This window comes from Streptomyces sp. NPDC001407 (assembly GCF_042895325.1).
Lineage (GTDB): Bacteria > Actinomycetota > Actinomycetes > Streptomycetales > Streptomycetaceae > Streptomyces.
The window spans coordinates 221,454-245,489 of record NZ_JBIAWF010000007.1 but is presented as its reverse complement, the minus strand read 5'-3'; the positions used below and the strand labels follow the sequence as shown (position 1 = coordinate 245,489).

Here is a 24,036-nt window from a genome sequence, read left to right as displayed (position 1 = left end):
ATGTTGCGAGTTGGCCGGGAAGTGTTGGTGATGCCCGTGTGGAGGGGGTGTGGAGGCGGTTCTCCTGCCGCCTCGCGGGGTCTCCGTCGGCCCTCCGCTCCCCTGCTCGGCAGGGGGCGCGCATCCAGCACCTACCATGCTCAATCATGGAACTCAGACACCTCGAGCACTTTGTGGCGGTCGCCGAGGAGCAGCACTTCACGCATGCTGCCGAGCGGCTGCGCGTCGCCCAGTCCGGGGTGTCGGCGTCCGTGCGGGCGCTGGAGCGGGAGCTGGGCGCGGAGCTCTTCATCCGTACCACCCGGCGGGTCGGGCTGACGGACGCCGGGCGGGCGCTGCTCGTCGAGGCGCGGCGGACGCTGGCGTGCGCGGCGGCGGCCCGGGAGGCGGTCGCCGCCGTGCAGGGGCTGACGGGCGGGACGCTCTCGGTCGGTACGGAGCAGTGCATGGGCACGGTCGACGCCGGTGCGCTGCTGGCCTCCTTCCACGCGCTCCATCCGCAGGTGGAGGTGCACATGGAACAGGCGGGTTCCGGGCGGCTGCTGGAGCAGGTGCGCCGGGGCGAGCTCGACCTGGCCTTCGTCGTGCACGACGACGTCCACGACGGCGTGCGGCTCCGCCGGATCGCCGAGGAGCCGCTGATGCTGCTGTGCCGGGCGGACCATCCGCTGGCGGGCGTCGGCGGGCCGGTGCCCGCGGCGCGGCTGGCCGGGGAGGTGTTCGTGGACCTGCACCCCGACTGGGGTGCGCGGCGGGCGGCTGATCTCGCGTTCGCCGAGGCGGGGGTGACGCGGAAGGTGGCGCTCCAGGTCAATGACGTCTATACGCTGCTCGATCTGGTGTCGCGGGGCCTGGGGGCCGCGGTGGTGCCCCGGCCGGTGACACTCAAGGAGCAGGCGCGGGGGCTGAGCGCGGTGCCGCTCGAAGGGCCGGTGCGGTGGAAGGTGGGGGTCGCCGTGCCCGCCGCGGGCCAGCCGACGGCGGCCGCGCGGGCGCTGCTGGCGACGATCGGGCACCGCGGCGGCGATTGAGCAGGATGACTGCTGAATGTGATCGGAACGGGATGTTGGACACGCCGTCACTTCCGGCGCAGAGTGGGGGCAGCTGACTCACCGAGAAAGGCAGGCTGCACCCCATGGCGCAAGAAGTACGCGGTGTCATCGCCCGAGGCAAAGGCGAACCGGTCCGGGTCGAGACGATCGTGGTGCCCGACCCCGGTCCCGGTGAGGCCGTGGTGAAGATCCAGGCGTGCGGGGTGTGCCATACCGATCTGCACTACCGGGAGGGCGGGATCAACGACGAGTTCCCCTTCCTGCTCGGCCATGAGGCCGCCGGTGTGGTCGAGTCGGTCGGTGCCGGGGTGACCGAGGTGGCCCCGGGCGACTTCGTGATCCTCAACTGGCGTGCGGTCTGCGGACAGTGCCGGGCCTGTCTGCGCGGCCGGCCGTGGTACTGCTTCGACACCCACAACGCCAAGCAGAGGATGACGCTCACCGACGGCACCGAGCTCTCCCCCGCCCTGGGCATCGGCGCCTTCGCGGAGAAGACGCTGGTGGCCGCCGGGCAGTGCACCAAGGTCGACCCCGCGGCCTCCCCGGCCGCCGCGGGCCTGCTGGGCTGCGGCGTGATGGCCGGGCTGGGCGCGGCGATCAACACCGGCGCGGTGGGGCGCGGGGACACGGTGGCGGTCATCGGCTGCGGCGGCGTCGGCGGCGCGGCGATCGCGGGAGCCCGGCTGGCCGGTGCCTCGAAGATCATCGCGGTGGACATCGCCGACGCGAAGCTGGAGACGGCGAAGTCGCTGGGCGCCACCCACACCGTCAACTCCCGCTCCGTCGATGGCGTCGAGGCGATCCGCTCGCTGACGGGCGGCTTCGGCGCGGACGTCGTCATCGACGCGGTGGGCCGCCCCGAGACGTACGAGCAGGCGTTCTACGCCCGGGACCTGGCCGGGACCGTGGTCCTGGTGGGCGTGCCGACGCCGGAGATGAAGCTGGAACTGCCGCTGCTGGACGTCTTCGGGCGGGGCGGCTCGCTGAAGTCCTCGTGGTACGGCGACTGCCTGCCCTCCCGCGACTTCCCCATGCTCGTCGACCTCTATCTCCAGGGGCGCCTGGACCTCGACGCGTTCGTCAGCGAGACCATCGCGCTCGACGAGGTGGAGGACGCCTTCCACCGCATGGAGAAGGGCGATGTGCTGCGTTCGGTGGTGATCCTGTGATGGTGGCGCGCATCGAGCACCTGGTGACCTCGGGGACCTTCGCCCTCGACGGCGGGGTCTGGGACGTCGACAACAACGTCTGGCTCGTCGGTGACGACGAGGAGGTCCTCGTCGTCGACGCGTCCCACGACGCCGACGCGATCGAGAAGGCGGTGGCCGGCCGCCGCCTGGTCGCGATCGTGTGCACCCACGCCCACAACGACCACATCGACGCGGCTCCCGCCCTCGCGGAGCGCACGGGCGCGCCGGTCCTGCTGCACCCCGCCGACCGTGAGCTGTGGGACCGCACCCACCCGGGCATCGCACCCGACCAGGAACTGACGGATGGTCAGGTCCTGTCAGTGGCCGGTGCCGAGCTGACGGTGCTGCACACTCCGGGCCACAGCCCCGGTGCCGTCTGCCTCCACGCGCCGGCGCTGGGGACCGTGTTCACCGGCGACACCCTCTTCCAGGGCGGCCCCGGCGCAACGGGGCGGTCCTTCTCGCACTTCCCCACGATCATCGACTCCATCCGGGACCGGCTGCTCCCGCTCCCGCCGGAGACGGTGGTGCGTACGGGCCACGGCGACACGACCACGGTCGGCGCCGAGGCACCGGCCCTCGCCGACTGGATCGCCCGGGGGCACTGAAACCGGGACGGGCGCCCCGCCGTCGGCGGGGCGCCTTCGCGTGGGGTACGCATACCGCCCTCGGGCGGGCTACCGCTTGCGCATCAGCAGATGGCCGCGCCGGAACCGCTCACCTTCCAGGGGCTCTCGCAGCATGCGGCCGATTTCCGCGAAACCGGCCTCGCGGGCCAGCTCGGCAAAGCCGTCGACCGGCCACCGATAGGCCGTGGCCACCTTGTGGTCGAACGGCGTCACCGGGTCGCCCTCGGATTCGAAGAAGGCGAGCAGAAGGTGGCCGCCCGGAGCCAGCACCCGGTGGAACTCCGCGAAATACGAGGGGATTTCGCGCGGCGGGGTGTGGATGACCGAATACCAGGACACAATGCCGCTCAGCGCGGCGTCGCCCTCGTCCAGCGCGTCCATCGAACCGACCTCGAAGCGCAGCTCCGGGAATGCCCGGCGGGCGAGGTCGATCATCACCGGTGACAGATCGACGCCGAAGGCGTCGAGCCCCAGCTCCCGCAGGTGCGCCGTCATGTGCCCCGGCCCGCATCCGAGCTCACCGACAGTCCCGCCGCCCGCGGCCAGCACGGATTCCGCGAAAACGGCGAGCACCGAACGGTCCATCGGAAGCCGGTCGAGGCTGCCGCGGACGAGGTCGGCGTAGAGGACGGCGACGGCGTCATAGGCGTCCGCTGTCGCACTCAGGTAGGAGGAGGTGTCAGTCACAGGGGCCGACATTAACTCCTGGCCTCCGTGGCGGTGCGACCGGGGTGAAGCAGGCACGGCGCCCACGCATACAGGCTGATTTATCGCTCACTCGGGCGACAATGCGCCACACGAAAACGTAGCGCGTGTTCGCTATTCGTCCGCATGGCCGACCATCTGTCCTAAAGGGGAAAACGCACCCTAGGAGTGGAGTCGACATGCGATATCTCGCATCTTCTCTGTGCACCCTGGCGCTCGGTGCCGGTGTGCTGTTCGGAATCGCCGGTAACTCCGCCGCAGCTCAGTCCGCCGTGGCGAAGCAGGACACCGTGACCGCCGCGCAGTGTGTGGGCGGAGGCGGGTTCGTTGATCACGACGATTCGAGCCCGACCGGCCTCCGTTGTCTCGGCGGGCAGTTCGACGGGGTCCCGGTGACGCTCGGGCAGTAGACCCCGGCCGGCCTTGGCCGTGCCGACGGCAGATGAATTACGGGCGGTTGTCCCGGGTCTGCCGGTAGCGCTCGCCGACGACGCCCTGGTCGGTCTCCCACCAGGGGCGCGTCAGCTCGGGAGCGGCGGGTTCGGCGGCTCGTTCCGGTGTGGCGGCGGGAGCCGGGACCGTGGCGAGCTCCTCGTCGAGCCTTCGGTCCAGCTCGGCGGTCCTGACCCGCTCGGCGCGGCGCCACTCGACGAAGACGGCGATCAGGAAGGGCATGCCGACGAGCTCGGCGATCGACAGCATCAGCCCGCCGCCGAGCGCCTGGTCGCGCTCCGGGCTCGGGCCCCAGCCGCGCTGCTGCGATCCGTACCAGCCGCCCGCGATCAGGGTGCCGCTGGTCATCACGACGATGCCGGGGACGGCGTCCACCAGCCCGTCGACGAAGACCAGCAGCGCCCGCACGGGGTGGCTGCACCACGCGGGCAGGAGCTCCTCGCGGGAGAGCATGGGCAGGACGAACAGGCTGCCCGCCGCGAGGAGGTGGAGATACATCAGCCGGTGGATCGCCTCGTTCCGCAGGGCGGCCTCGAAGTACGGCGTGAAGTAGATGCACAGCTCCGTGGCGAGCACGAGCAGGGTGCTGACCAGCGGGAACGTCAGCACCCTCACGACGGGCCCGCGCATCGCGCGGTGCAGCCGCCCGGCGCCGCGTGCGGGCAGCGCGCGGCGGGCGAGGGCCAGGGGGTCGCCGAGGGCCAGGCCGAGCGGTGCGATCAGGTCGAGGAGGATGTTCTGCACCGCGGCGGGCCAGAAGAGGACCCGGTCGTACACCGCGAGGGACGACAGGGTCGCGACGGCGATCGCCCCGAGGCCGAGGGCCACGAACGCGAGCGTACGGACCACGGGCCAGCGCTCCCCCTTCCTCGCCACCCGCAGGACGCCCCAGGCGTAGAGACCGCCGAGGAGGACGATGAGGGCGAGGCCGAAGGGGTCCGCTTGCCAGGTGCCGAAGGCTCGGGCGGGGGTGAGATTGGTCAGTGCCACGATCGTTCAGCGTAGCCCCGGCCGTAGTGGATCTACAGGCAGGTCGGGGGCGGTAAAGCGCAGGTCAAAGGCTTGGAAGCGTTTCCTTTGGTCACAGGAGGGGGCGCGTGTCCGGGTGGGTGGCGAAGTAGTCGCGCAGACCGGAGAGCTGCGGGCGCAGGGGCCACGGCACGGTGGCGACGACCGCCAGCCGGACCTGCGGACAGCGCAGCCGGGCGAGCTCGAAGGACCGTACGAGCAGCCGTGTCGCCTCGGCGGGGTCGTGCAGCCCGCGCGGGGTCGCCCGGGCGGACGGCGGTGCGAAGCCGAATTCCGTCCACCACACCGGTTTGTCCCCGTCGCGGTAGGCGCGCATCGCCTCGGCCACGGCCGGGAAGTTGGTCAGCCGCTCGATGCCCGGTGCCTCCTCCGACCAGGCGTCCGGTGCCCGGCCGTCCAGGCGCGGCCGGAGGGCGAGGACGTCGAAGTGGTCGCGGGCGCCCGCCGCGTAGATGTCGCGGACGAAGCGGTGGTCGGTGTGGCAGGGGCCGCCGAGCACGACGGCGGCGGGGTCGGGGACGGACCGCAGGCCAGTGGCGCAGGCGCGCAGGAGGCCGGCGTAGCGGGCGGTGCGCTCCGCGGGGGCGGCGATGCCGGTCGTGGCGGCCTGGTTGGGTTCGCACCAGACCTCCCATGCGGCGACCCGGTCGCCGTAGGTGGCGGCCAGCCACTGTGCCCAGGGGCGGATGGTGGCGGGGTCGTCGGGGAAGCACGCGTGCGGGCCCCGGGGCAGGGCGCCGTTCCGGGTCCACGGGGGTGACTCGTGCAGGGTGACGAGGACGGCGATGCGGCGTTCCGCCGCCGCGTCGAGCACTCCCGCCAGGCGCTGGTTGTAGGGGTGCCGGGCGCTCGGGGCGTCGCTCCCGGGCTGGCTGCGGTGCCAGGAGACGTCGATCCGGACGAGCCCGACGCCGTACGCGCGCAGCGTGTCGAGGTCGCGGTGCAGGGCGGGGTCCGGCCTGCCGTCGTGCCAGTAGCCGTCCCCCATGCCGGGGAAGGGCACCCCGAGGGCGGGGGGCGCGGTGTCGGCGGCCGTACGGTCCGGTGCGGATGCCGCGGAGGAGGGGGCCTGGGGGGCCGTGGTGGCCGGCGTGGCGAGAGCCGCTCCGGCGGCCGAGACGACGAACGTACGACGGCTCATGGGGTCAGCCTGGCAGCCGCGGGCGGGCGTTCCGGTGCTCCGGCACGGCCGTCACCCGTACAGGTGGCTCGCGGTGGCCCCGGGGTGTGTCCTGTGCGGGTCCGTTCGAAGGGCGTGGCCTCAACGCGCCCGGTTCCAGCGGGCGTTGTGCTCAGGAGGCGGCCGCCGCCGAGGCGTCGAGCAGCGCGCGGACCGCGGCGGCCTCGGGGACGCCGAGGCGGGTGAAGAGGCCGAGGGCCTCGCGCAGGTGGTCCTGGCCGCGGTCCGGGCGGCCGAGGCGCGGGAGGGCCTGGCCGAGTACGGCGTGGGCGAGCCCCTGGCAGTAGCTCTTGCCCAGTTCGCGGGCGATCCGCAGGGACTCCTCGGCGCAGGAGACCGCGTCCTCGTCCCGCTGTTCGTCGAGGCGGCATTCCGCGAGGCGCGCCCAGGCCAGCCCTTCCCAGCCGCGCTGGTGCTGGGCGATGAAGTGGCCGAGCGCGCCGCGCATGCGTTCGGCGGCGAGCGCGGGGTCGCCGGTCCTGCGGAGCACGTAACCGTGCTGGTAGAGCGTCATCGCGATGGTCGGGCCGTTGCCGGTCGCCTCCGCCAGCCGGACGGCCTCCGCGGCGGCGCGGTCGGCCTGCTCGGGCTGGGCGAGGGCGAGGTGCACGCGGGCGGTGTTGGCGAGCACCCGCGCCTCGCTGCCCTTGTCGTCGAGGCCGTCGCACAGGGAGCCGGCGAGCTCCAGCAGCGGGAGGGCCCGGTCGGGGCTGTCGGTGGCGAGGTGGAGGATGCCGAGCGCGTTGGCGGCGAGGTGGCGGCAGAGGTTGTCGCCTGCCTCCTCGGCGAGCCGCAGCGCGGTGGTCAGTTCGCGCTCGGCGGCGTCGTAGACATCGGTGAGGTAGTGGAGGTTGCCGAGGGTGTAGCGGGCCCGGGCCTCGACGCGGGGTTCCCCGCGGGTGTGCGCGGTGTCCGCGGTGAGTTCGCAGAGGCGGCGCAGTTCCTCGCGGTGGGCGGGGCCCTCGATCAGGCCGGACCACGTGAGCAGCAGGTCGCCGGCGGGGCGCAGGGCGTCCGGTGCGCCGGGGACGGCCTGGGCGAGGAGGGAGGCCAGCGGTATGTGCTCGTGGCGCAGCCACTGCCGGGCGTCGGCGGCGTCGGCGAAGGGCACGCCGGGCAGGGTCACGGGGTGCAGGTGACGCTGGAGTGCGTGGTCGGGTTCGAGGGTGCGGGAGGCGTTGCCGACGGTGGCGAGGTGGTGGTCGAGGAGGCGCTGGACGGCCTCGTGGCGCTCCTGCGGGGTGTCGGTCTGTTCGGCCTGGCGACGCGCGTAGAGCCGCAGCAGGTCGTGGAAGCGGTAACGGCCGGTGGCGTACGACTCCAGCATGCCGGCGTCGGCGAGGCCCTCGGCGAGGTCCTCGGCGGTGAACTCGTCGCAGCCGAGGAGCGCGGCGGCCGCCGAGAGCGAGAGGTCGGGGGCGGCGGCGAGGGCCAGCAGGCGGAAGGCCCTGGCCTGGTCGTCGGCGAGGTGGGCGTAGCCGAGCCGGAAGGTGGCCTCCACGGTGAGGTCACCGGCCTGCAGTTCGTCGAGCGTGCGGCGTTCGTCGTCGAGCCGGGTGACGAGGGAGGCGATGGTCCAGCCGGGCCGGGCGGCGAGGCGGGAGGCCACGATGCGGACGGCGAGCGGCAGATGGCCGCAGGCCGCGACGAGCGCGGCGGCCGCCCGGGGGTCGGCGGCGACGCGCTCCTCGCCCACGATGGCGGCGAGGAGCGAGAGGGCCTCGGGTGCGCTGGCGACGCCGACGTGGAAGTGGCGGGCGCCGCCGAGGGTCAGCGCCCGGGACCGGGTCGTGACGAGGACGGCGCAGCCCGCGGTGCCGGGGAGCAGGGGGCGGATCTGGGCGGCGTCGCGGGCGTTGTCCAGGAGGAGCAGGACGCGCCGGTCGGCGAGCACGGAGCGGTAGAGGGCGGCGCGTTGCCCCAGGTCGTCGGGGATGTCGGATTCGGGGACGTCGAGGGCCTGGAGGAAGTGGGAGAGGACGCTGCCGCTGTCGGCCGGGTGCGGCCCCGCGCCCTGGAGGTCGACGTAGAGCTGGCCGTCGGGGAACTCCGACCGGGCGGTGTGGGCGGCGTGCACGGCGAGGGTGGTCTTGCCGACGCCGCCGATGCCGGTGAGCATGGCGATCATCACGGCTGGGCCGGAGGTCTCGGTGAGGGCGGCGCACACGTCGTGCACGAGCTCTTCGCGGCCGGTGAAGTCGGGTATGCCGGCCGGCAGCTGGAAGGGGACGGCCCTGGGGCGCCCGGCGCCGGCCGCGGGCTCGGGGTCCGCGGGCGGGGCGTAGGCCAGTTTGGGGTCGGCGGCGAGCACCCTGGCGTGCAGCTCGGTCAGTTCGGGGCCGGGTTCGACGCCGAGTTCGGCGACGAGCAGGCGCCGGGTGTCGGTAAAGGCGGCGAGGGCGTCGACCTGGCGGCCGCAGCGGTAGAGGGCGAGGATCAGCAGGGCGCGGAGGCGTTCGCGCAGGGGGTGTTCGGCGGCGAGGGAGCTGAGCTCGGGGACGATCTCGGTGTGGCGGCCGAGGGCGAGGGCGCAGTCGAAGAGCCCTTCCTGGGCCACGAGGCGGGCCTCCGAGAGCCGGTAGCGCTGCCGCTCGGCGTACGGGCCGGGCAACCCGGCCAGGGGGGCGCCGTGCCAGAGGTCGAGGGCGGCGGCGTAGCGGCTGTGCGCGGTCTCGGTGTCCCCGGCGTCGCGGGCCTCGGCGGCCTCGGCGAGGCGGCGCTGGAAGACGACGGCGTCGACCTGTTCGGGGGGTATGTGCAGGGCGTAGCCGCCGGCGGAGGAGGCGAGGACCGTGGCCGGGGTCCTGGCCACCCGGCCGGGTTCGAGGAGGTTGCGCAGGCGGGAGGCGTAGGTCCGGATGGTGCCGAGCGCCTGAGGCGGTGCCAGTTCGCCCCACAGGGCGTCGATCAGTTCGTCGCTGGAGACCGTGCGGCCGCCGCGCAGCAGCAGGACGGCGAGCATGGCGCGCTGCTGCCGCGCCCCGAGCTCGACCTGGTGCCCGTCGAGCTGTGCGCGCACGGGGCCGAGCAGCTGGAAGGAGAGCCGTGCTCCCGTTGTTGCTCCGCTGGCGCCCATGTCTCCCCCGACCTCGCCGCGCACACTCCGCCCGGCGACAAGGGGGACAGTATCTCAGGGGTTCGCACGGCAGGCGGTACCCGTGGCGTTACGGGTCAGGGTCCGTTGATCGCCTGTTGATCGGGGTGTCCCATACTTCGGGGAAAGACCGCTCGACCCGTACGACAGGAGTTCCGCATGACCACCGACGCCCCGAAGCCCGCCGAGGCCACGCAGCCCGCCGAGGCCACGCCCAGCGAGCAGGCCATCCTCGCCGGACTGGGCGCGCCCATCGAGCACGCCGAGGGCGCCCCGATCCCGGGGACGGAGCCCAGCGGGCCGATCCGCCCGACGCACACGACGGGCGCGCAGTAGGCGCGACGCCCGGCAGGCACCGGGGACGGGCCTTCGACCGCTCGACGGTCGGGGGCCCGTTGTCATCGGCGCCCCCGGGGCCTGTTAAAGGAACGCAAAGAAACCTTCGCTCCGCCCCTCGAGAGAACGGTATCCGGACAGTCGCGCCCCTTCCTGTCCGCTCACCGCGCCTCAGCCATCCGCGCCCGTCACGGGCGTTCACGAGGGCGGCTCGCGGTACGCGTGTGACGTAGGGGACTTGTCGGCGCACCGCCCGTACGACCGAATGTCGCTCTTGAACGTTCACATGGACGATCCGATACTCCGAGAATTGACATGGACGCGACTAGCGGCTCCCGGTCGGCCCCGGGTGGCGCATCGGCCGTCACGGCCCTGTCATCACGTCACATCCACCCTCCGTGCCCGGACATCGGACTCGTCGGGCACCCCCCACGGGAGGCCACGTGAAACGTCCTCGCATATCCGCACGCCGTTCCGCCATGGCCGGCACGGCAGCCGCCGTCCTCGCGACCGCCGCACTCGCCCTGCCGGCCGCCCACGCCACGTCGGCGCCGTCGGCCGACACCCTCTCCGCCGAGCAGGCGTCCGGCCTCGCCCAGCGGATCGCCGCCGAGCTCCCCGCGAGCACGGCCGGCTCGTACTACGACGCCGCCACCCACCGGCTCGTCGTCGACGTGCTCGACGCGACGACGGCGGCGAAGGTACGGGCCACGGGCGCCGAGGCCAAGCAGGTCCGGCACTCGGCGGCCGAACTCGACTCTGCCAGAGGCATCCTGAAGGACCGGGCGTCCATCCCGGGTACCGCCTGGTCGGTCGACCCGAAGACCAACAAGGTCGTCGTCACCGCCGACAGCACGGTGCGCGGGGCGCGGCTGAGCCGGCTCGACAAGGTCGTCGCGAGCCTGGGCGACAAGGCCACGCTCAGAAGGACGGCCGGCACCTTCCGGCCGCTCATCGCCGGTGGCGACGCCATCTGGGGCAGCGGGGTGCGCTGTTCGCTCGGCTTCAACGTCACCAAGGACGGGCAGCCGTACTTCCTGACGGCCGGACACTGCGGCAACGCCTCGGCCGACTGGTCCGACTCGCAGGGCGGCGCCCAGGCCGGCACGACGGAGAGCTCGACCTTCCCCGGCCACGACTACGCCCTGGTGCGCTACACCGGCTCCTCCGACCACACCAGCGCGGTAGACCTCTACAACGGCGGCCGGCAGAACATCAGCCGGGCCGCCGAGGCGACCGTCGGCGAGCAGGTGCAGCGCAGCGGCAGCACCAGCGGCCTGCACGACGGCCAGGTCACCGGCCTCAACGCGACCGTCAACTACCAGGAGGGCCAGGTCGACGGCCTGATCGACACCAGCGTGTGCGCCGAGCCGGGCGACAGCGGCGGCGCCCTCTTCGACAACGACGCGGCACTGGGCCTCACCTCGGGCGGCAGCGGGGACTGCTCCTCCGGCGGCGAGACCTTCTTCCAGCCGGTTCCCGCGGCCCTGCAGGCCTTCGGGGCGCAGCTGCCCTGATCCTCCACCGCGCAGCTGCACCGCTCACACCGGCACACGGCCCCCGTGCGCGCCTTCCGGCGGCGGGGGCCGTCTCCCGTGGTCCGCGGGGGTCAGTTGACGCGGCCGTACCAGACGCTGCCGCTCCAGATCTTCTCCAGGCGGACGGACGCGCCGGGCTTGGGCGAGTGCCAGATCTTGTTGTCCCCGGCGTAGATGCCCACGTGGTAGACGTTGCTGCCGGAGTGGAAGAAGACGAGGTCGCCGGTCTGGCGGGAGCCGGCGGAGAGGTGCCGGGTCTTGTTGTACTGGTCCTGCGCGGTGCGCGGCAGGTTCTTGCCGACCTTCTTGAACGAGTAGAGCGTCAGGCCCGAGCAGTCGAAGCGGTTGGGGCCCGCGGCGCCGTACTGGTAGGGCGAGCCCTTCTTGGAAGCGGCGACCTTCAGCGCGGCCTGACCCGGGGTCGCCGCCTGGGCGTCGGCCGCCACTCCGGGCAGCAGCATCGAGGCGGTGACGGTGGCGGCGGTGAGGACGGTCGCGGCGCCGGCCCGGGAAACCAGCGTGGATATGCCGGGGAACGCAGACATGTCAAACCCTTCGTCATCCGCCTGCGAAAGATGACCTGTCGGGTTCGGGCTGTCGAAGTTGCCCGGCCACATCCGTGGCTTCACCCCAAGGACCACCGCCATCGTGGTCCGCCGTACCTGGGTCTCCCGCTCCTGCCGATCCAGTCGGTCTGCTCCGCACCCGGAACGGCGGCAGGACTCGGCGTCCGCCCGGGGTGCCCGTCTCGGTGACGGGATCTTGTGTTCGAGTGACGATCCTGCATCACGAAGTCCCGGAAACCGGAGCCAGAACGGCTTTCTGTGAACTTCTTCACTTCACGGCATTCGTGGAACCGGGGTGCTTTTCCGGCGCACGGAAATCAGGCAACTCCTTTTCGTTCTTGGGAGTTGAGGTAATCCGGCGACTGAAATCCGGTCACCCGGATCCGTTCCGCTGCCGGTACGCGCGGGAGGGCGGACGTCTTTGCGTCAGAAACACGCGACCGCGGGGAGCGCACGGTTCGCCGTGACAGCGCGAGGGTAGCCCTACGGCATGCTCACCCTAGGGATCGAGGAGGAGTATCTTCTGCTCGACCCGGCCACCGCACTGCCCGTTGCCAAGGCGGAGCAGGTCTGCGCCGCGGTGGACCTGGAGCCGGTCGTGCACGAGCGGGAGATTCAGGCGGAGTTGTTGCAGGCCCAGGTGGAAGTGGCCACTCCGGTCTGCGCGGACCTCGCGGAGGCGAGCGGGCATCTGCTGCGGCTGCGCCACGCGGTGAGCTCCGCCGCCAAGCGGAACGGCTGCCGGATCGCGGCGTCCGGCACGTCACCCCGCGCGGGCCTGGTGCCCGTACCCGTCACCCGGCATCCGCGCTATCTGGCGATGCGCAGCCGGGCTGCCCAACTGGTCGACGAGCAACTGGTCAACGGGATGCATGTGCATATCGCCATCCCCGACCGGGAGATGGGCGTCGCCGTCCTCAACCGCGTCCGCCCCTGGCTGCCCGTGCTGGTGGCCATGGCGGCCAACTCACCGATGTGGCACGGCCACGACACCGGCTTCGCCAGCTGGCGCACCGTGGTCTACAGCCGCTGGCCCGTCAGCGGCCCGCCTCCGCACTTCACCGATCTCGCCGACTACGAGGAGCGTATCCAGGCGCTCTTCGTCGCCGGGGCGATCAGCGACCGGGGGCAGCTGTACTGGCAGGCCAGGCTGTCCGACCGCTATCCCACGATCGAGGTGCGCTGTCTGGACGTCCAGCTGCGCGCCGACGACGCCGTGATGTTCGCCGGGATAGTGCGCGGCATGGTGGCGACCGCCATCCGCGACGAGAAGAGCGGCCGCCGGGCGGCGTACTGCCCGCCGGAGCTGCTCGGCGCCGCGAACTGGCACGCCGCCCGGCACGGCCTGGAAGGCGTGCTCGTCGACCCCGAGGGCAAGCGCCGCGGTGCCGAGGACGTCGTGCAGACCCTGCTCGGGCACATCGGGCAGGCGCTGGAGGAGGCCGGTGACCTCCAGCAGGTGAGCTCGCTGGTGCACCGCCTGCTGCGGCGGGGCACCCCGGCGGACCGGCAGCGCCGGGTGCTGGCGGCGGACGGCATCAAGGCCCTCACCGATCTCATCACCGAACCGTGACCGGCGGCCACGGCCTGCCGGGCCGAGCGCCGCCGCGTCAGTAGTGCGGGTCACCCTCGATGCGCCCGCCCAGCGCACGGGCCGTGGCGGGCAGCTGACGGACGCGGGTGGCCAGCAGCACGACGGCGAGGCCCAGATACACATAGGTCATGAGGAGCCGGGCGGACTCGCCCGGCAGGGCGAACTGCACCGCGAAGAGGACGAAGAGACCGGCTGCCTGGAGGCGCACGAACCGCAGGTCGAGCAGGACCACCACGGCGAGGACGGTCTGGGCCGCGGTCAGGGCGACCTCGTCGACCTGGCGGGTCACCAGCGGCAGGGCCGCTCCCCCGCCGCCCAGCGCGTGGGCCAGCGGCAGGCAACCGACCAGCAGCGTCCACTGGTTGACCTTGCTGGACAGCAGCGCGCCGAGTCCGTCGCTCGCCCGCAGCCGCCACGCGAAGACCACGGCGACGATGAGCTCCGGGGCCTCCGAGGCCAGCGGGGCGAGCCACTGGACCAGGACGAAACGGTCGATGCCGAGCGAGGCTCCCGCCTCCACCAGGCCGTTGGCGAAGGGTTCCGCACAGGCGAAGACCACGGCCGCGGCGGCGGCGAACAGCGTCGCGGTGGTGGCGCGGCGCGCGCCCGGGGCCAGCGTGGCGAGCCGTGCGGGGACCCCGACGAGCTCCTCCATCTCCCCCGAGCCGCACTTGCCGATCCGGTAGAGGTAGTAGCCGTACCAGGGGACGATCACCGCCGGGACGTACCAGCCGATCTCCCGGGTCAGCGGCATCACGAAGGCGAACACGGCGGCCACCGCGAGGAACGCGACGTCGATGCGGCGGTGCGGCTCCAGCACGATCCCGGCGTCCGGCAGGGACCTGCGGCGCAGCGCGAGCGCCGAGGCGAGCGCGACCAGCGGCCAGCCGACCCCCACGAGCAGCCGGTTGGCGCCGGTCATGTTGGCCGCGGCGTAGGCGGCGTACGAGGGGTCGGAGCCGGCCGCGTAGGCGAAGTAGAGGTCGACGGCGTATTCGGGCAGCACCGCGATGAAGGCCAGCAGGGCGAGCGCGAGCGCGCCGGCCATGTCGGCGCGGGCGGTCTCGGCCGCCCACATCAGCAGCAGCGCCGAGCACAGCACGCCCAGACCGAAGACGGCCACGGCCCAGCCGGGCGCGAGCTCGGCCCCGCTCAGACGCAACACGGCCGCGGGGACCGCGCCCGCGCAGGTGACACCGATCCGCGCGGCACTCGCCGCGCCGGAGGGAACCCCCCGGGTCTCGCGCATGACGGGCTCCTTCGCGTCGCGCCTGTACCCGCCGCTCTATCAGCAGACACGGGTGACACGGCGCGGACGGCCCGGCGCGGGGGCGGGCGACGCCCGTTCGGAGCAGGCGGGGGTGGCCCCGTGTACTGCGTCCCGATCCCCGGCAGCACTTCGTGGTCCCCGCGTACGTGGGGGTTGCCCCATCGAGGTGGAGGCGATCCCGCAGAGTTCGTACCGGGCCCCGGCGCAGTGAGTGTCAAAGCACTGGATGCGTGGCGCATTCAAGCAGCCGTCAGTTTTCTCCCAGATTTCTCCCAAGCCGCGCAGCCGTGAGGCGTGGTGCCGGCCGCCGATCGCGTGCCTTGACCACCGCTCTCCGCACAGGTCACGAGCGAGGCGGAAGGACGGCGCGGTGCGCCGATAACGCCGCTCGTGGAAGCTGTGGGCGGATGTTCCCGGCCCACTGCTGTCCCTGCCGGCCATCTCCTAAGCGCACGTCGCCCCCTGGAAGTCTCCAGGTCAGCGGCACCCCCGTGGCTGCTGACCCGTGGGTTGATCATGCATCAGGGATGCGATCATTTCTGCGGAGAGCTTTTTGCAGGAAAAAGTTACCCAACAAATCGGCTTCCCCTTGCGGCGCCGTTCGTGATATTGGGGGAGATTTCCGTTGGACAAGGAAGCCCTACAGGCATTGCTCCGCGAACGCCGGGGGCGGATCGCTCCGGAGGACCACGGGCTCGTCCGCCCGTCACGACAGGGCAGACGGGCCCCGGGACTGACTCAGAGTCAGATCGACCAGCTGCTGCACCGCACCCACGGCACGTTCAACCGGCTGGAGACGGGCGCGTACCCCCATCCGCCGGAGGACCTGCTGCGCGACGTCGCGCGGCTGCTCGCGTTCACCGAGCACGAGTGGACGTCCCTGTGGCTCTACGCCGTGCACCGCGACCCGCCCTACCCGCTGCACCAGCGCTCAGGCACGGAGGTGCCCCGGGCCTGGCAGGACGTCGTCGAGGGCCAGTCGCACATGGCCTACATCAACGACCAGTCCTGGCGGGTGCTCGCGCACAACGAGGCGTTCACCGAGATGTTCCCGCGCCGCGAGGTCCCGGAGAACACGATGCGGTGGATGACGCTCCACCCGGAGGCCCGCACGATCCTCACCGGCTGGCGGGAGCACTGGGTGCCGATGATCCTGCCGCAGATGCGCGCGGCCGTGGCGGCCCTGCCGCACGACGAGACGCTCGCCGAGCTGGAGGCGGACATCCTCGCCGACCCGGTGGTGGGGCCGCTCTACGAGGCGGGCGGCCGGGCGTACGTCCACCCCGACGGCGACGAACGGCCGTTGTCGCACCCGCTGCGGGGCCCCGGCTGGGTGTCGCTGTGCAGCGCGGAGCCTCTCGCGTCACCGCGTGCCCGGCTTATGGTGCTGGTCTTCCGTCCCGGTGAACGGAACGGACCGACCCGCCGGCCCATGCTGCACGCAGGCTGACCGCGCGGGGCGGCCCGCGCCGGGCACCGCCCCCGACCCAGGCCGGCCGCCGCCCCGACCCGTGGAGGTCCCGTGACATCGCACGTCTCGCTCCCCGCCATAGCCCTCCCCCGTCACCGCGTGACGACCGAGGAGATCTGTGACGACATCCGTGAGCACCATGCCGACCACCCGCGGCTGGATTCGGTCCTGCGCGTCGTCCGCGCCACCGGGGTCCGCACCCGGCGGTTCACCCAGCCGCTGGACTCCCCCACGGTCTCCGGCACCGCGTCGGTGGAGGAGCGCAACCGGGTGGCGTTCGCCGACTCCGCCGAACTGGCCACGCGGGCGGCACGGACCGCGCTCGCGGACACCGGCCTCGAGCCGTCGGACATCGACTGCATCGTCACCAGCCACTCCACCTCGTGGGCCGTGCCGGGTCTGGACATCCATCTCATCGGCGCGCTCGGGCTGCGCGCGGACGTGCGCCGGATCCCCATGACGTCGCTGGGCTGCGTGGGCGGGGCCCAGGCCCTCGTCCGCGCCACCGACCAGGTGCGGGCGCGCCCCGGGAGCCGGGTCCTGGTGGTCGTCGCGGAGACCATCAGCACGATCTACAACCACCGCAACACCGCCTTCGAATCGATGATCTACAAGGCGCTGTTCGGGGACGGCGCCGGTGCGTGTGTCGTCACCGACACCCCGCTCGGGCCCGGCCTGCACGTCGAGGACACCTGGGAGTACCTGCTGCCCGACAGCGGCAACCGCTACTGGGGGCGGCTGGACGGGGCCGGTCTGCACTTCGACTCCACCCGGGCGGCCGCCGAGGCCACGGCCGAGGTGATGCCCGCCGTGGGCGCCTGGCTGGAATCCGTGCAGGCGCCGCCCGCCGAACCGCAGTGGGCGGTCGTCCACCCCGGCGGGCCACGGGTCCTCGACGACACGGCGCGGGGGCTCGGCGTCGACACGAAGATGCTGCGGCACTCCTGGGACAGCCTGGCGGAGAACGGGAACCTGGGCGGTGTCGCCGTGCTCGACGTCCTCGCCCGCACACACGAGGACCCGCCGTGCGACGGGGAGCGGGGGTTGCTGCTGGCGTTCGGGCCGGGGTTCCTGGCGGCGGCGTGCGGCGGGCGATGGCGGGGGTGACGGGTACGAGCCGTAACCAGCACACTCAGCCCGTCCGGCGCTTGAGGACACCGAGCGAAACACGGTCAGGAGTCTGGGGCGAAGCCCCCCACGCGGCGGAGCCGCACATCAGACGCAGCCGGGAAGGGGCGGGGTAGGGGAAAAGCCCCCGCCCCACCAGCATCAGTGCGCCGAATCCGCGCGGAATCCCTTCGGGACCAGCACCGCCGCCAGGACCACCGCCACCGCGACGATGCCCACGCACACCAGCGCGGTCGTGGCCAGCGCGTCGTTGAACGCCGAGCGCGCCGCCGCCCGCACGGCCCGGCCCACCGCGCTGCCGGTGCCGAACGCGCGGGCCACCTCGTCCGCGCCGCCCACCGACTCCCGCGCGGTCGCCAGGTCCGCGCCCCTCACCTCGGCCGGAAGGCCCGTCATCCGGGAGCGGAAGAGCGTGGTGTGGATGCTGCCGAGCAGGGCCACGCCGAAGCCGATGCCCAGTTCGTAGGCGCTCTCGGAGACCGCGCCCGCCTGGCCCGCGCGCTCGGGGCGCACGGCCGAGACCATCACCGCCGCGGAGGCGGTGATGGCCATGCCGTCGCCGATGCCGAAGGTGACCAGGGCGGCCGCCACCACGCCGTAGGCCGGCGGTCGCGGGGCCGCGGCCAGCAGGGCGAAGCCGCACAGCAGCGCGGCCAGACCCACCGTCAGCACGGTCCGCACCCCGATGCGGCGCAGCAGCCAGGGCGTCGCCAGCGACGAGGCGAGGAGGGCGAGCGCGACGGGCAGCGTCCGCAGCCCGGCCGCGAGGGCGTCGTAGCCGTGGACGTACTGCAGCCAGAGCGAGATCAGATAGAGGGCGGCACCGATCGCCATCATCGCCGTCAGCGTGGCGAGCGCGGCGGCCAGGAACGGGCGGCTCGCGAAGAGCCGGACGTCCAGCAGCGGGTCCGCGGCGACCAGTTGACGGCGTACGAACCAGGTGAGCGCCGCCAGGCCGACCAGCAGCGCGGCCAGGTCGGCGGGCCGGAAGCCGCCCGCGAGGTGCTTGATGCCCCAGGCGGTGGCGACGACGCCGGCCACGGACAGCACGGCGGACCACAGGTCGAGGGCGTGGTGCGAGGGGCTGCGGTATTCGGGGAGCAGCCGGACGGCCGCGACGACGGTGATCACCACGACGGGCACGTTCACCCAGAACGCCGCCGACCAGGAGAAGGCGTTCACCAGCACACCGCCGACCAGGGGGCCGATCGCGGCTCCCGCGCCCGCGACGGCGGCCCAGATCCCGATCGCCAGGGTGCGCTCGTGGGCGTCGGTGAAGATGGTGCGGATGAGGGAGAGCGTGGAGGGCATCACCATGGCCCCGCCGATGGCGAGCAGCACCCGGCCGGCGATCAGCTGAAGGACGCTCTCGGTGATCCCGGCGGTGGCGGCGAGCACCGAGGCCGCCCCGAAGACGGAGAACCCGGCGACGAAGAGCAGCTTCCGGCCCACCCGGTCGCCCACGGCACCGGCGGTGACGAGCAGTCCGCCCAGCACCAGGCCGTAGACGTCGATGATCCACAACTGTTGCAGGGCGTCCGGCCGCATCTCCTTGATGAGGGACGGCAGGGCCACGTTGAGGATCGTGGCGTCCATGGCCACCAGGAGCAGGCTGGCACACAGGACCGCGAGCATCGCCCAGCGGGCGGGGTCGGCCGCCTCCGGGCCGGGGGATGTGGCAGGGCCATGGTCCACGCGATGTCCCGTCCCTCCGGGGACCACCTGCCCCACCGGTGCGATGACGGGGCGGCGGGCGTGCGGTGTGTGCCGCCCCGCAACGGAACCTAACCCCTCGCCACACGGGCCGCATCCCGGGGCTTTTCCGTCGCTGTCGCCGGCGGTGGGTTCCGCCGGGCGGCCGGCTGGGCAGGGTGCTCTACGGAAAGGGAGGTGCCCGTGGGACGCATCGCCGAGTCCGCCTCCGGGCGGGACGCCGGGCCCGACGGTGACCGGGAGGAGGGACCCGGTGGCGGGCGCCCGGGGCGCACCGTGGCGGTCGTCGGTGGCGGGGTCGCCGGGACCAGCGTCGTCCTCCACCTGGTGCGTGCGCTCCTCGACTCCTCCGGTGGGGCCCGGCCAAGTCCCGTCGGCACCGTTCTCCTCATCGACCCCCAGCCCGCGGGGTGGGGGCTCGCCTTCGGGGACACCGACCCGCTGCTGTTGTGCAATACGGCGGTCGACATCAACTCCCTGCTCGCGGACCGGCCTTACGACTTCGTCACCCACCTCCGGCAGCACGGCTGGACGGGCGGCGAGAAGGACTGCGTCCCCCGCGCCCGGATGGCCGAGTACTGCCACGACCGCTACACCTGGGCCCGGGAGCGGGCGGCGGCCCTCGGCGTCGCCGTCCGGCAGGTGCGCGGCACGGCCGCGTCGGTCGAGCCACGGGGCGCGGAGGGGCCGCTGATCCGGCTGGCCGACGGGCGGGCGGTGCGGGCCGACGGCGTCGTCGTGTGCACCGGCGTCCACCGGCCCCGCACCCCCGACGGCTTCGCCGCCTTCACCGGCCACCCCCGCTATCTGGACAGCCCCTACCCTGCCGCCCGGATCCGCACGCTGCGCCCGGCCTCGCGGGTGCTGGTGACGGGCAGTCACCAGTCCGCGGTCGACGCCTCGTTGCTGCTGTGCCGGGACGGGCACCGCACCACAATGACCTCGCCGTCGGGTCTGCTGCCCGCCGTACGGGTGTCGCTGGCCGCGCCCGTACGGGACTTCCCGCCGCTGGACCGGATCGCCCGGCTCGACCCCGCCGACCCCCTGCTGGAGGAGCGGCTGGTCCGCTGCGTGGTGGAGGCCGTCCGGCTGCTCTGTCCGCTGCCGTTGCGCCGGCAGACCTCGCGGGCGGCCGACCCCGTGCGGCGGCTGCGGGAGGAGACGGCGCTGATGGAGGAGGGGGCCTGCGGGTGGGCCGGGGTGATGGTGCCCCTGATCGAGGCCGTGATCGCCCTCGCTCCGGCGCTGCCGCCCGCTCGGCGCGGGGCGCTGGCGGCGCGCTTCGGCTGGTTCACCGGGCGCTACGCCACCGCCGTGACGGCGGTCAACGCCCGCCGTCTGCTGGCCTGTTTCGACTCGGGTGCGCTGCGGATGGCACCGTCCTACCCGTCCGCCGTGGCCTTCGCCGAGGGTGCCTGGCGGGTGGAGGCGCCGGACGGCCGGGTGGAGCGGTTCGACTACGTCGTCAACGCCACCGGCTATCACCCGCCGGTGCTTCACTGGGACCGTGCGGGCTCGGCGCTGCACCTGGGTGATCCGCCCGCGCGGGGCACGGCAGTCGGCCACCTGGAGGGCGACCTGCGGGTGCGCCGCGCGGCCGGGGCGGCGCCGGAGCGGGTCTGGGTGGTGGGGGTGGGGGTGGGGACGCACGTCCGTATCCCGTTCGCCAATCACCTGCGCAATGTGGTGCGACAGGCACAACAGGTCGCCCGGGAGCTGGCCGGCGCGGAGGTGGCCGTCTGACGGGACGGGCGCGCTATTCCAGCAGGCCGCGCCGCATCGCCTCGGCGACGGCGGCGGCCCGGTCGGACACCCCGAGCTTCTCGTACAGCCGCTGGGTGTGGGTCTTGACGGTGCTCGCGCCCAGATAGAGCTCCGCCGCCACCTGGGGGATGCTCTTGCCTTCGGCGAAGCCGTGCAGCACCTGCCGTTCGCGCTCGGAGAGGAGGGTGGTGTCCCGGTCCGCCCGCAGCCGGATCTCGTCGACGAGCCCTCCGGCGAGGTCCTCCGAGACCACCTGCTTGCCGCTCGCGACCTTCAGGACGGCGTCGACGATCTCGGACCGCCTGGCGTCCTTGGCGAGATAGCCCGCGGCTCCCTCCTCCACGGCGCGGTAGACCACGGCGGCGTCCGTCGTGGCCGACAGCAGGATGGCGCGGGTCGGCACCCCGTCGCGGACGAGCGCGCGCACGACGGCGATGCCGTCCATGGTGGGGACGCGGTAGTCGATCAGGGCGACCTGGGGCTCCAGCTCCCGGATCACGCGGAGCGTCTCCGCGCCGTCCCCCGTCTCCGCCACCACCTCGATCCGGCCGCTCAGCCGCAGGCCGCGGGCGATGCCCTCGCGGTAGACGGGGTGGTCGTCTGCGACGACCACCGTCACCGGCGCACCGGCATCGGACTCCATACGACCGCCCTCCCGCACGCGTGCCGCCTCGCCCGGCGACTTCATCCCTCTCGCACCACAATAGGACGGTTTCGTCCGTGACGGCCGGGCGCTGCCCCGCCAACAGCCGGGCCGGGGCGTACCGGCACCTTCCTCACATCGGTCCGTCGCGCCCCGGGGGCGGGCCCGCAGGCAGTCTGACCTCGATCGTCGTGGCGCTGCCGGGGGCGCTGTCCACCGTGAACCGGCCGCCCGCGCTCTCGACGCGGACGTAGTGGCTGGCCAGTCCGATGTGCCCCTCCTTCAGCCGCCGGGCGACGATCCCGGGGTCGAAACCGACGCCGTCGTCGCGCACGGTCAGCACTGTCTCGTCGCCCTCCACGGCGAGCCGCACCCACACCGTGGCCGCCCGGGCGTGCTTGACGGCGTTGCTCAGCAGCTCGCGGGCGGCCGAGTAGAGCAGTGCCTCGTGGGCGACGCGGCCCGGCAGGTCCAGGTCGTAGTGGACGGTGAAGCCGCCGCGGCGGGCGAAGCGGCCGCCCGCGGCCTCCAGGGCGGCGGGCAGGCCCGCGGTGGCGAGGATCTGCGGATGCAGATCGAAGATGATCTCGCGCATCTCCTTGACGGTCCCCCGCACGCCCGCCTGGGCGCGGGCCAGGGCCTCGGCCCCTGGCTCCGCGTGCGCGGTCTCGGCCTCCTCCAGGTCGTGCAGGGCGGCGAGCAGCGTCTGCACGGCTCCGTCGTGCAGCGCGTCCGCGAGGTCCGAGCGCTCGCGGGTCTCGGCGGCGAGGGCGTCGTCGAGCAGCAGCTCGCGGGTGTCCAGCAGTTCGGAGACCCGCTGGGTGCGCCGCTGGAGAAGCACGCTGATGAGCGTGCACACGCCCGTGATCCACAGGACGTACGTCTCGTCCACGACGACGGCCCACGCCGCCGCGGAGCGCAGGGTGAGCAGCTGCCGCAGGGACATCAGGGCGTAGGCCGTCATGCCGGCGAGGCAGAGGGCGGCGGTCACGCGCGGCATCTGCCACAGGACGGTGGCCAGGGGCCAGATGAAGAAGGCGTAGCGCACCGGTGAGTCGGCGCCGCCGGAGAGCGCCGCCAGGGCGGTGATCAGCACCAGGTCGACGGCGAGGACGAGGACGGCGCCGCGTACGCCGGTGACGGGGCGGCGGTGGGCCTGTGCCAGGCGGAGGAACGACCAGGCGACGTACGCGGCGAGGAGTCCGTCGAACCAGGAGCGGTAGAAGAAGTCCGCCTCCGGGTGCTGCCCGGCCAGGAAGAGCGGGATGAGGAAGGGGACCCGGATCCAGGCGACGTAGCGGGACGACTGGGCGATCATCTCGCCGGTCTGCGCCTCGCGCCAGCGGGTGGTCATCGCGCTTCGTCCTCGGTCTCCGGTGGGCCCGGACGGCGTCCGGCCGCCGGTGCGTTCAGCAGTTCAGCAGTTCAGCGGAGCGGGGATGTCCCGCGAGGTGGGTCCGGTGTCGCGGCACAGCTGGTAGCCCTCGTCCCGGAGGTCGTCGATGATCCCCGGCACGGCGTCGGGGAAGTGCGTGAAGAGGTGCCCGAGGATCACTCCGCCGCGCTTGTCCGCGGCGGGTGCCTGGCGGACGCGCGCCCGGAGGGTGTCCGCGCCGGGAAAGCTCCCCGCGCTGTCGTCCCAGTCGAGCGTGTCCACGGTCCAGGTGCAGATGCGGTAGCCGAGTCCGGTGGCGATGCGGGTCTCCCGGTCACCGTAGTCGCCGAAGGGGGGCCGCAGCAGCGTGCTGTCCAGGCCGTCGCGGATCTCGGCGCGGGCGTCCGCCTCGGAGAGGTCCGGCAGGTGCCGGTGGGAGTAGGTGTGGTTGCCGACCCAGTGGCCCTGGTCGCGCAGCGTTTCGACGATGCGCGGGTTCTGGGAGGCGAATTCGTTGATGAGGAAGAACGCGGCCCGGATGCCCCGGCGCTCCAGATAGTCCCCCATCTCCACCGTGAGGTCGGGGTCGTCGTAGGCCCAGTCGTCGAACGACAGCAGCACCCTGCCGGAGGTGTTGCCGCAGCGCTGGTGCTCGTACGGAGCGGCCCGGTGCGGGCCGGCGGTGCCGGTGGCCGGGGTGAGGGCGAGCGCCAGGGCGGCCAGGGCCGCGATCAGCGCGGCACGCCTGCTCGTGCGACGACGGGACATCCAGGGGGCTCCTCTTCCGGCTGCGGTGAGGGTCCGATCATCCCGGTGGCCGGGCCGCGGAGCCAGCAGTGAGGAAGCGTGTCGGCCCGCGCGGCGTGGTGCCCCCGCGGGTGTGGACAATCGGAGGATGTCCAACACACGCACCACCGACCTCACCGCCGACTGTCCCTGCGGTCTCGGCAAGCCCTACGGCGAATGCTGCGGCGCCCTCCACCGGGGCGTCAGGACCGCGGCCACGGCCGAGGCGCTCATGAGGTCCCGCTACAGCGCGTTCGCCGTCCACGACGCCCCCTACCTGCTGCGGTCCTGGCACCCGAGCACGCGCCCGGAGAGCATCGATTTCGATCCGGAGCAGCGGTGGACCCGCCTGGAGATCCTCGGCACGACGGGCGGCACGGCGTTCCACAACGAGGGCACCGTGGAATTCCGCGCCCACTTCACCGTCCGGGGCCGCGCGGGCGACCAGCACGAGAACAGCGGCTTCGCGCGCGTGGACGGCGAGTGGGTCTACGTGGACGCGATCGGCTGACGGCAGCGG

20 protein-coding genes and 1 riboswitch are annotated in these 24,036 nt (G+C 73.1%); of the genes, 10 read left to right on the top strand and 10 right to left on the bottom strand.

Going from position 1 to position 24,036, the window contains the following annotated elements; translation table 11 throughout:
* Positions 1–146: 146 nt before the first annotated feature.
* The 3 genes from ACFY1P_RS13395 (at position 147) to ACFY1P_RS13385 (ending at position 2,850) form a co-directional block, all read left to right on the top strand.
* Positions 147–1,031, top strand: coding sequence for a LysR family transcriptional regulator (locus tag ACFY1P_RS13395; protein WP_361527530.1), 885 nt, complete (start codon positions 147–149; stop codon positions 1,029–1,031).
* A 104-nt stretch (positions 1,032–1,135) separates the two neighbouring features.
* Complete coding sequence (locus tag ACFY1P_RS13390) at positions 1,136–2,221, top strand: S-(hydroxymethyl)mycothiol dehydrogenase (RefSeq protein WP_390750674.1); 1,086 nt, start codon at positions 1,136–1,138, stop codon at positions 2,219–2,221.
* The gene (locus tag ACFY1P_RS13385) at positions 2,221–2,850 is read left to right on the top strand and encodes an MBL fold metallo-hydrolase (protein WP_390750673.1); all 630 of its coding nucleotides are present in this window, start codon (positions 2,221–2,223) and stop codon (positions 2,848–2,850) included. The genes ACFY1P_RS13390 and ACFY1P_RS13385 overlap by 1 nt, the downstream gene beginning before the upstream one ends.
* A 69-nt stretch (positions 2,851–2,919) precedes the next feature.
* Here ACFY1P_RS13385 and ACFY1P_RS13380 read toward each other — a convergent pair whose 3' ends face one another.
* The 4 genes from ACFY1P_RS13380 to ACFY1P_RS13365 form a co-directional block, all read right to left on the bottom strand.
* Positions 2,920–3,558, bottom strand: coding sequence for a class I SAM-dependent methyltransferase (locus ACFY1P_RS13380; RefSeq protein WP_361527524.1), 639 nt, complete (start codon positions 3,556–3,558; stop codon positions 2,920–2,922).
* 465 nt (positions 3,559–4,023) lie between these two features.
* The gene (locus ACFY1P_RS13375; protein WP_390750688.1) at positions 4,024–5,022 is read right to left on the bottom strand and encodes a cytochrome c oxidase assembly protein; all 999 of its coding nucleotides are present in this window, start codon (positions 5,020–5,022) and stop codon (positions 4,024–4,026) included.
* 88 nt (positions 5,023–5,110) lie between these two features.
* Complete coding sequence (locus ACFY1P_RS13370) at positions 5,111–6,199, bottom strand: hypothetical protein (protein WP_361527521.1); 1,089 nt, start codon at positions 6,197–6,199, stop codon at positions 5,111–5,113.
* A gap of 151 nt (positions 6,200–6,350) precedes the next feature.
* On the bottom strand, positions 6,351–9,314 hold the full coding sequence (locus ACFY1P_RS13365) for a BTAD domain-containing putative transcriptional regulator (protein WP_390750672.1): 2,964 nt from the start codon (positions 9,312–9,314) through the stop codon (positions 6,351–6,353).
* A 177-nt stretch (positions 9,315–9,491) separates the two neighbouring features.
* Between ACFY1P_RS13365 and ACFY1P_RS13360 the strand changes: the two genes are divergently transcribed.
* The gene (locus tag ACFY1P_RS13360; RefSeq protein ID WP_361527517.1) at positions 9,492–9,668 is read left to right on the top strand and encodes a hypothetical protein; all 177 of its coding nucleotides are present in this window, start codon (positions 9,492–9,494) and stop codon (positions 9,666–9,668) included.
* Between the two features lie 479 nt (positions 9,669–10,147).
* Positions 10,148–11,185, top strand: coding sequence for a S1 family peptidase (locus ACFY1P_RS13355; protein ID WP_361527515.1), 1,038 nt, complete (start codon positions 10,148–10,150; stop codon positions 11,183–11,185).
* 92 nt (positions 11,186–11,277) lie between these two features.
* Here ACFY1P_RS13355 and ACFY1P_RS13350 read toward each other — a convergent pair whose 3' ends face one another.
* Entirely contained in the window at positions 11,278–11,751 is a 474-nt protein-coding gene (locus ACFY1P_RS13350) for a C40 family peptidase (protein WP_361527513.1), read from the bottom strand.
* Between the two features lie 3 nt (positions 11,752–11,754).
* Positions 11,755–11,932, bottom strand: a riboswitch (cyclic di-AMP (ydaO/yuaA leader).
* 330 nt (positions 11,933–12,262) lie between these two features.
* On the opposite strand from ACFY1P_RS13350, the gene ACFY1P_RS13345 reads away from it, so the two are divergent.
* Positions 12,263–13,345 carry a glutamate--cysteine ligase gene (locus tag ACFY1P_RS13345; RefSeq protein ID WP_361527511.1) on the top strand — a complete coding sequence of 361 codons (1,083 nt, stop codon included), beginning with the start codon at positions 12,263–12,265 and terminating at the stop codon, positions 13,343–13,345.
* 37 nt (positions 13,346–13,382) lie between these two features.
* Here the strand turns inward: ACFY1P_RS13345 and ACFY1P_RS13340 are convergent, their stop codons facing one another.
* The gene (locus ACFY1P_RS13340; RefSeq protein ID WP_361527509.1) at positions 13,383–14,615 is read right to left on the bottom strand and encodes a hypothetical protein; all 1,233 of its coding nucleotides are present in this window, start codon (positions 14,613–14,615) and stop codon (positions 13,383–13,385) included.
* A gap of 646 nt (positions 14,616–15,261) precedes the next feature.
* Here ACFY1P_RS13340 and ACFY1P_RS13335 point away from each other — a divergent pair.
* Both ACFY1P_RS13335 and ACFY1P_RS13330 read left to right on the top strand, forming a co-directional pair.
* Positions 15,262–16,086: a helix-turn-helix domain-containing protein gene (locus ACFY1P_RS13335; RefSeq protein WP_361527507.1), complete on the top strand. Its 825-nt coding sequence runs from the start codon at positions 15,262–15,264 to the stop codon at positions 16,084–16,086.
* 72 nt (positions 16,087–16,158) lie between these two features.
* The gene (locus ACFY1P_RS13330) at positions 16,159–17,214 is read left to right on the top strand and encodes a PhlD (protein ID WP_361527505.1); all 1,056 of its coding nucleotides are present in this window, start codon (positions 16,159–16,161) and stop codon (positions 17,212–17,214) included.
* 162 nt (positions 17,215–17,376) lie between these two features.
* Here the strand turns inward: ACFY1P_RS13330 and ACFY1P_RS13325 are convergent, their stop codons facing one another.
* Positions 17,377–18,930, bottom strand: a complete 1,554-nt coding sequence (locus tag ACFY1P_RS13325) for an MFS transporter (protein WP_361523248.1) — start codon at positions 18,928–18,930, stop codon at positions 17,377–17,379.
* A 201-nt stretch (positions 18,931–19,131) separates the two neighbouring features.
* Between ACFY1P_RS13325 and ACFY1P_RS13320 the strand changes: the two genes are divergently transcribed.
* Positions 19,132–20,691, top strand: coding sequence for an FAD/NAD(P)-binding protein (locus ACFY1P_RS13320; RefSeq protein WP_390750671.1), 1,560 nt, complete (start codon positions 19,132–19,134; stop codon positions 20,689–20,691).
* Positions 20,692–20,704: 13 nt separating this feature from the next.
* Here the strand turns inward: ACFY1P_RS13320 and ACFY1P_RS13315 are convergent, their stop codons facing one another.
* From ACFY1P_RS13315 to ACFY1P_RS13305, 3 genes are all read right to left on the bottom strand, one after another.
* The gene (locus ACFY1P_RS13315; RefSeq protein WP_361523244.1) at positions 20,705–21,355 is read right to left on the bottom strand and encodes a response regulator transcription factor; all 651 of its coding nucleotides are present in this window, start codon (positions 21,353–21,355) and stop codon (positions 20,705–20,707) included.
* 133 nt (positions 21,356–21,488) lie between these two features.
* Positions 21,489–22,709, bottom strand: coding sequence for a sensor histidine kinase (locus ACFY1P_RS13310; protein ID WP_361523241.1), 1,221 nt, complete (start codon positions 22,707–22,709; stop codon positions 21,489–21,491).
* A 63-nt stretch (positions 22,710–22,772) separates the two neighbouring features.
* Complete coding sequence (locus ACFY1P_RS13305; RefSeq protein ID WP_361523238.1) at positions 22,773–23,498, bottom strand: polysaccharide deacetylase family protein; 726 nt, start codon at positions 23,496–23,498, stop codon at positions 22,773–22,775.
* A 127-nt stretch (positions 23,499–23,625) separates the two neighbouring features.
* Between ACFY1P_RS13305 and ACFY1P_RS13300 the strand changes: the two genes are divergently transcribed.
* Positions 23,626–24,027 carry a YchJ family metal-binding protein gene (locus ACFY1P_RS13300; RefSeq protein ID WP_361523236.1) on the top strand — a complete coding sequence of 134 codons (402 nt, stop codon included), beginning with the start codon at positions 23,626–23,628 and terminating at the stop codon, positions 24,025–24,027.
* Positions 24,028–24,036: the final 9 nt, after the last annotated feature.

What these genes read in the sequence shown, in the direction of transcription:
- ACFY1P_RS13305 (WP_361523238.1), bottom strand. Translation starts at nt 23,498, where the DNA reads ATGTCCCGTCGTCGCACGAGCAGGCGTGCCGCGCTGATCGCGGCCCTG.
- ACFY1P_RS13340 (WP_361527509.1), bottom strand. Translation starts at nt 14,615, where the DNA reads ATGCGCGAGACCCGGGGGGTTCCCTCCGGCGCGGCGAGTGCCGCGCGG.
- ACFY1P_RS13355 (WP_361527515.1), top strand. Translation starts at nt 10,148, where the DNA reads ATGGCCGGCACGGCAGCCGCCGTCCTCGCGACCGCCGCACTCGCCCTG.
- ACFY1P_RS13370 (WP_361527521.1), bottom strand. Translation starts at nt 6,199, where the DNA reads ATGAGCCGTCGTACGTTCGTCGTCTCGGCCGCCGGAGCGGCTCTCGCC.
- ACFY1P_RS13385 (WP_390750673.1), top strand. Translation starts at nt 2,221, where the DNA reads ATGGTGGCGCGCATCGAGCACCTGGTGACCTCGGGGACCTTCGCCCTC.
- ACFY1P_RS13395 (WP_361527530.1), top strand. Translation starts at nt 147, where the DNA reads ATGGAACTCAGACACCTCGAGCACTTTGTGGCGGTCGCCGAGGAGCAG.
- ACFY1P_RS13350 (WP_361527513.1), bottom strand. Translation starts at nt 11,751, where the DNA reads ATGTCTGCGTTCCCCGGCATATCCACGCTGGTTTCCCGGGCCGGCGCC.
- ACFY1P_RS13310 (WP_361523241.1), bottom strand. Translation starts at nt 22,709, where the DNA reads ATGACCACCCGCTGGCGCGAGGCGCAGACCGGCGAGATGATCGCCCAG.
- ACFY1P_RS13300 (WP_361523236.1), top strand. Translation starts at nt 23,626, where the DNA reads ATGTCCAACACACGCACCACCGACCTCACCGCCGACTGTCCCTGCGGT.
- ACFY1P_RS13360 (WP_361527517.1), top strand. Translation starts at nt 9,492, where the DNA reads ATGACCACCGACGCCCCGAAGCCCGCCGAGGCCACGCAGCCCGCCGAG.
- ACFY1P_RS13390 (WP_390750674.1), top strand. Translation starts at nt 1,136, where the DNA reads ATGGCGCAAGAAGTACGCGGTGTCATCGCCCGAGGCAAAGGCGAACCG.
- ACFY1P_RS13315 (WP_361523244.1), bottom strand. Translation starts at nt 21,355, where the DNA reads ATGGAGTCCGATGCCGGTGCGCCGGTGACGGTGGTCGTCGCAGACGAC.
- ACFY1P_RS13345 (WP_361527511.1), top strand. Translation starts at nt 12,263, where the DNA reads ATGCTCACCCTAGGGATCGAGGAGGAGTATCTTCTGCTCGACCCGGCC.
- ACFY1P_RS13365 (WP_390750672.1), bottom strand. Translation starts at nt 9,314, where the DNA reads ATGGGCGCCAGCGGAGCAACAACGGGAGCACGGCTCTCCTTCCAGCTG.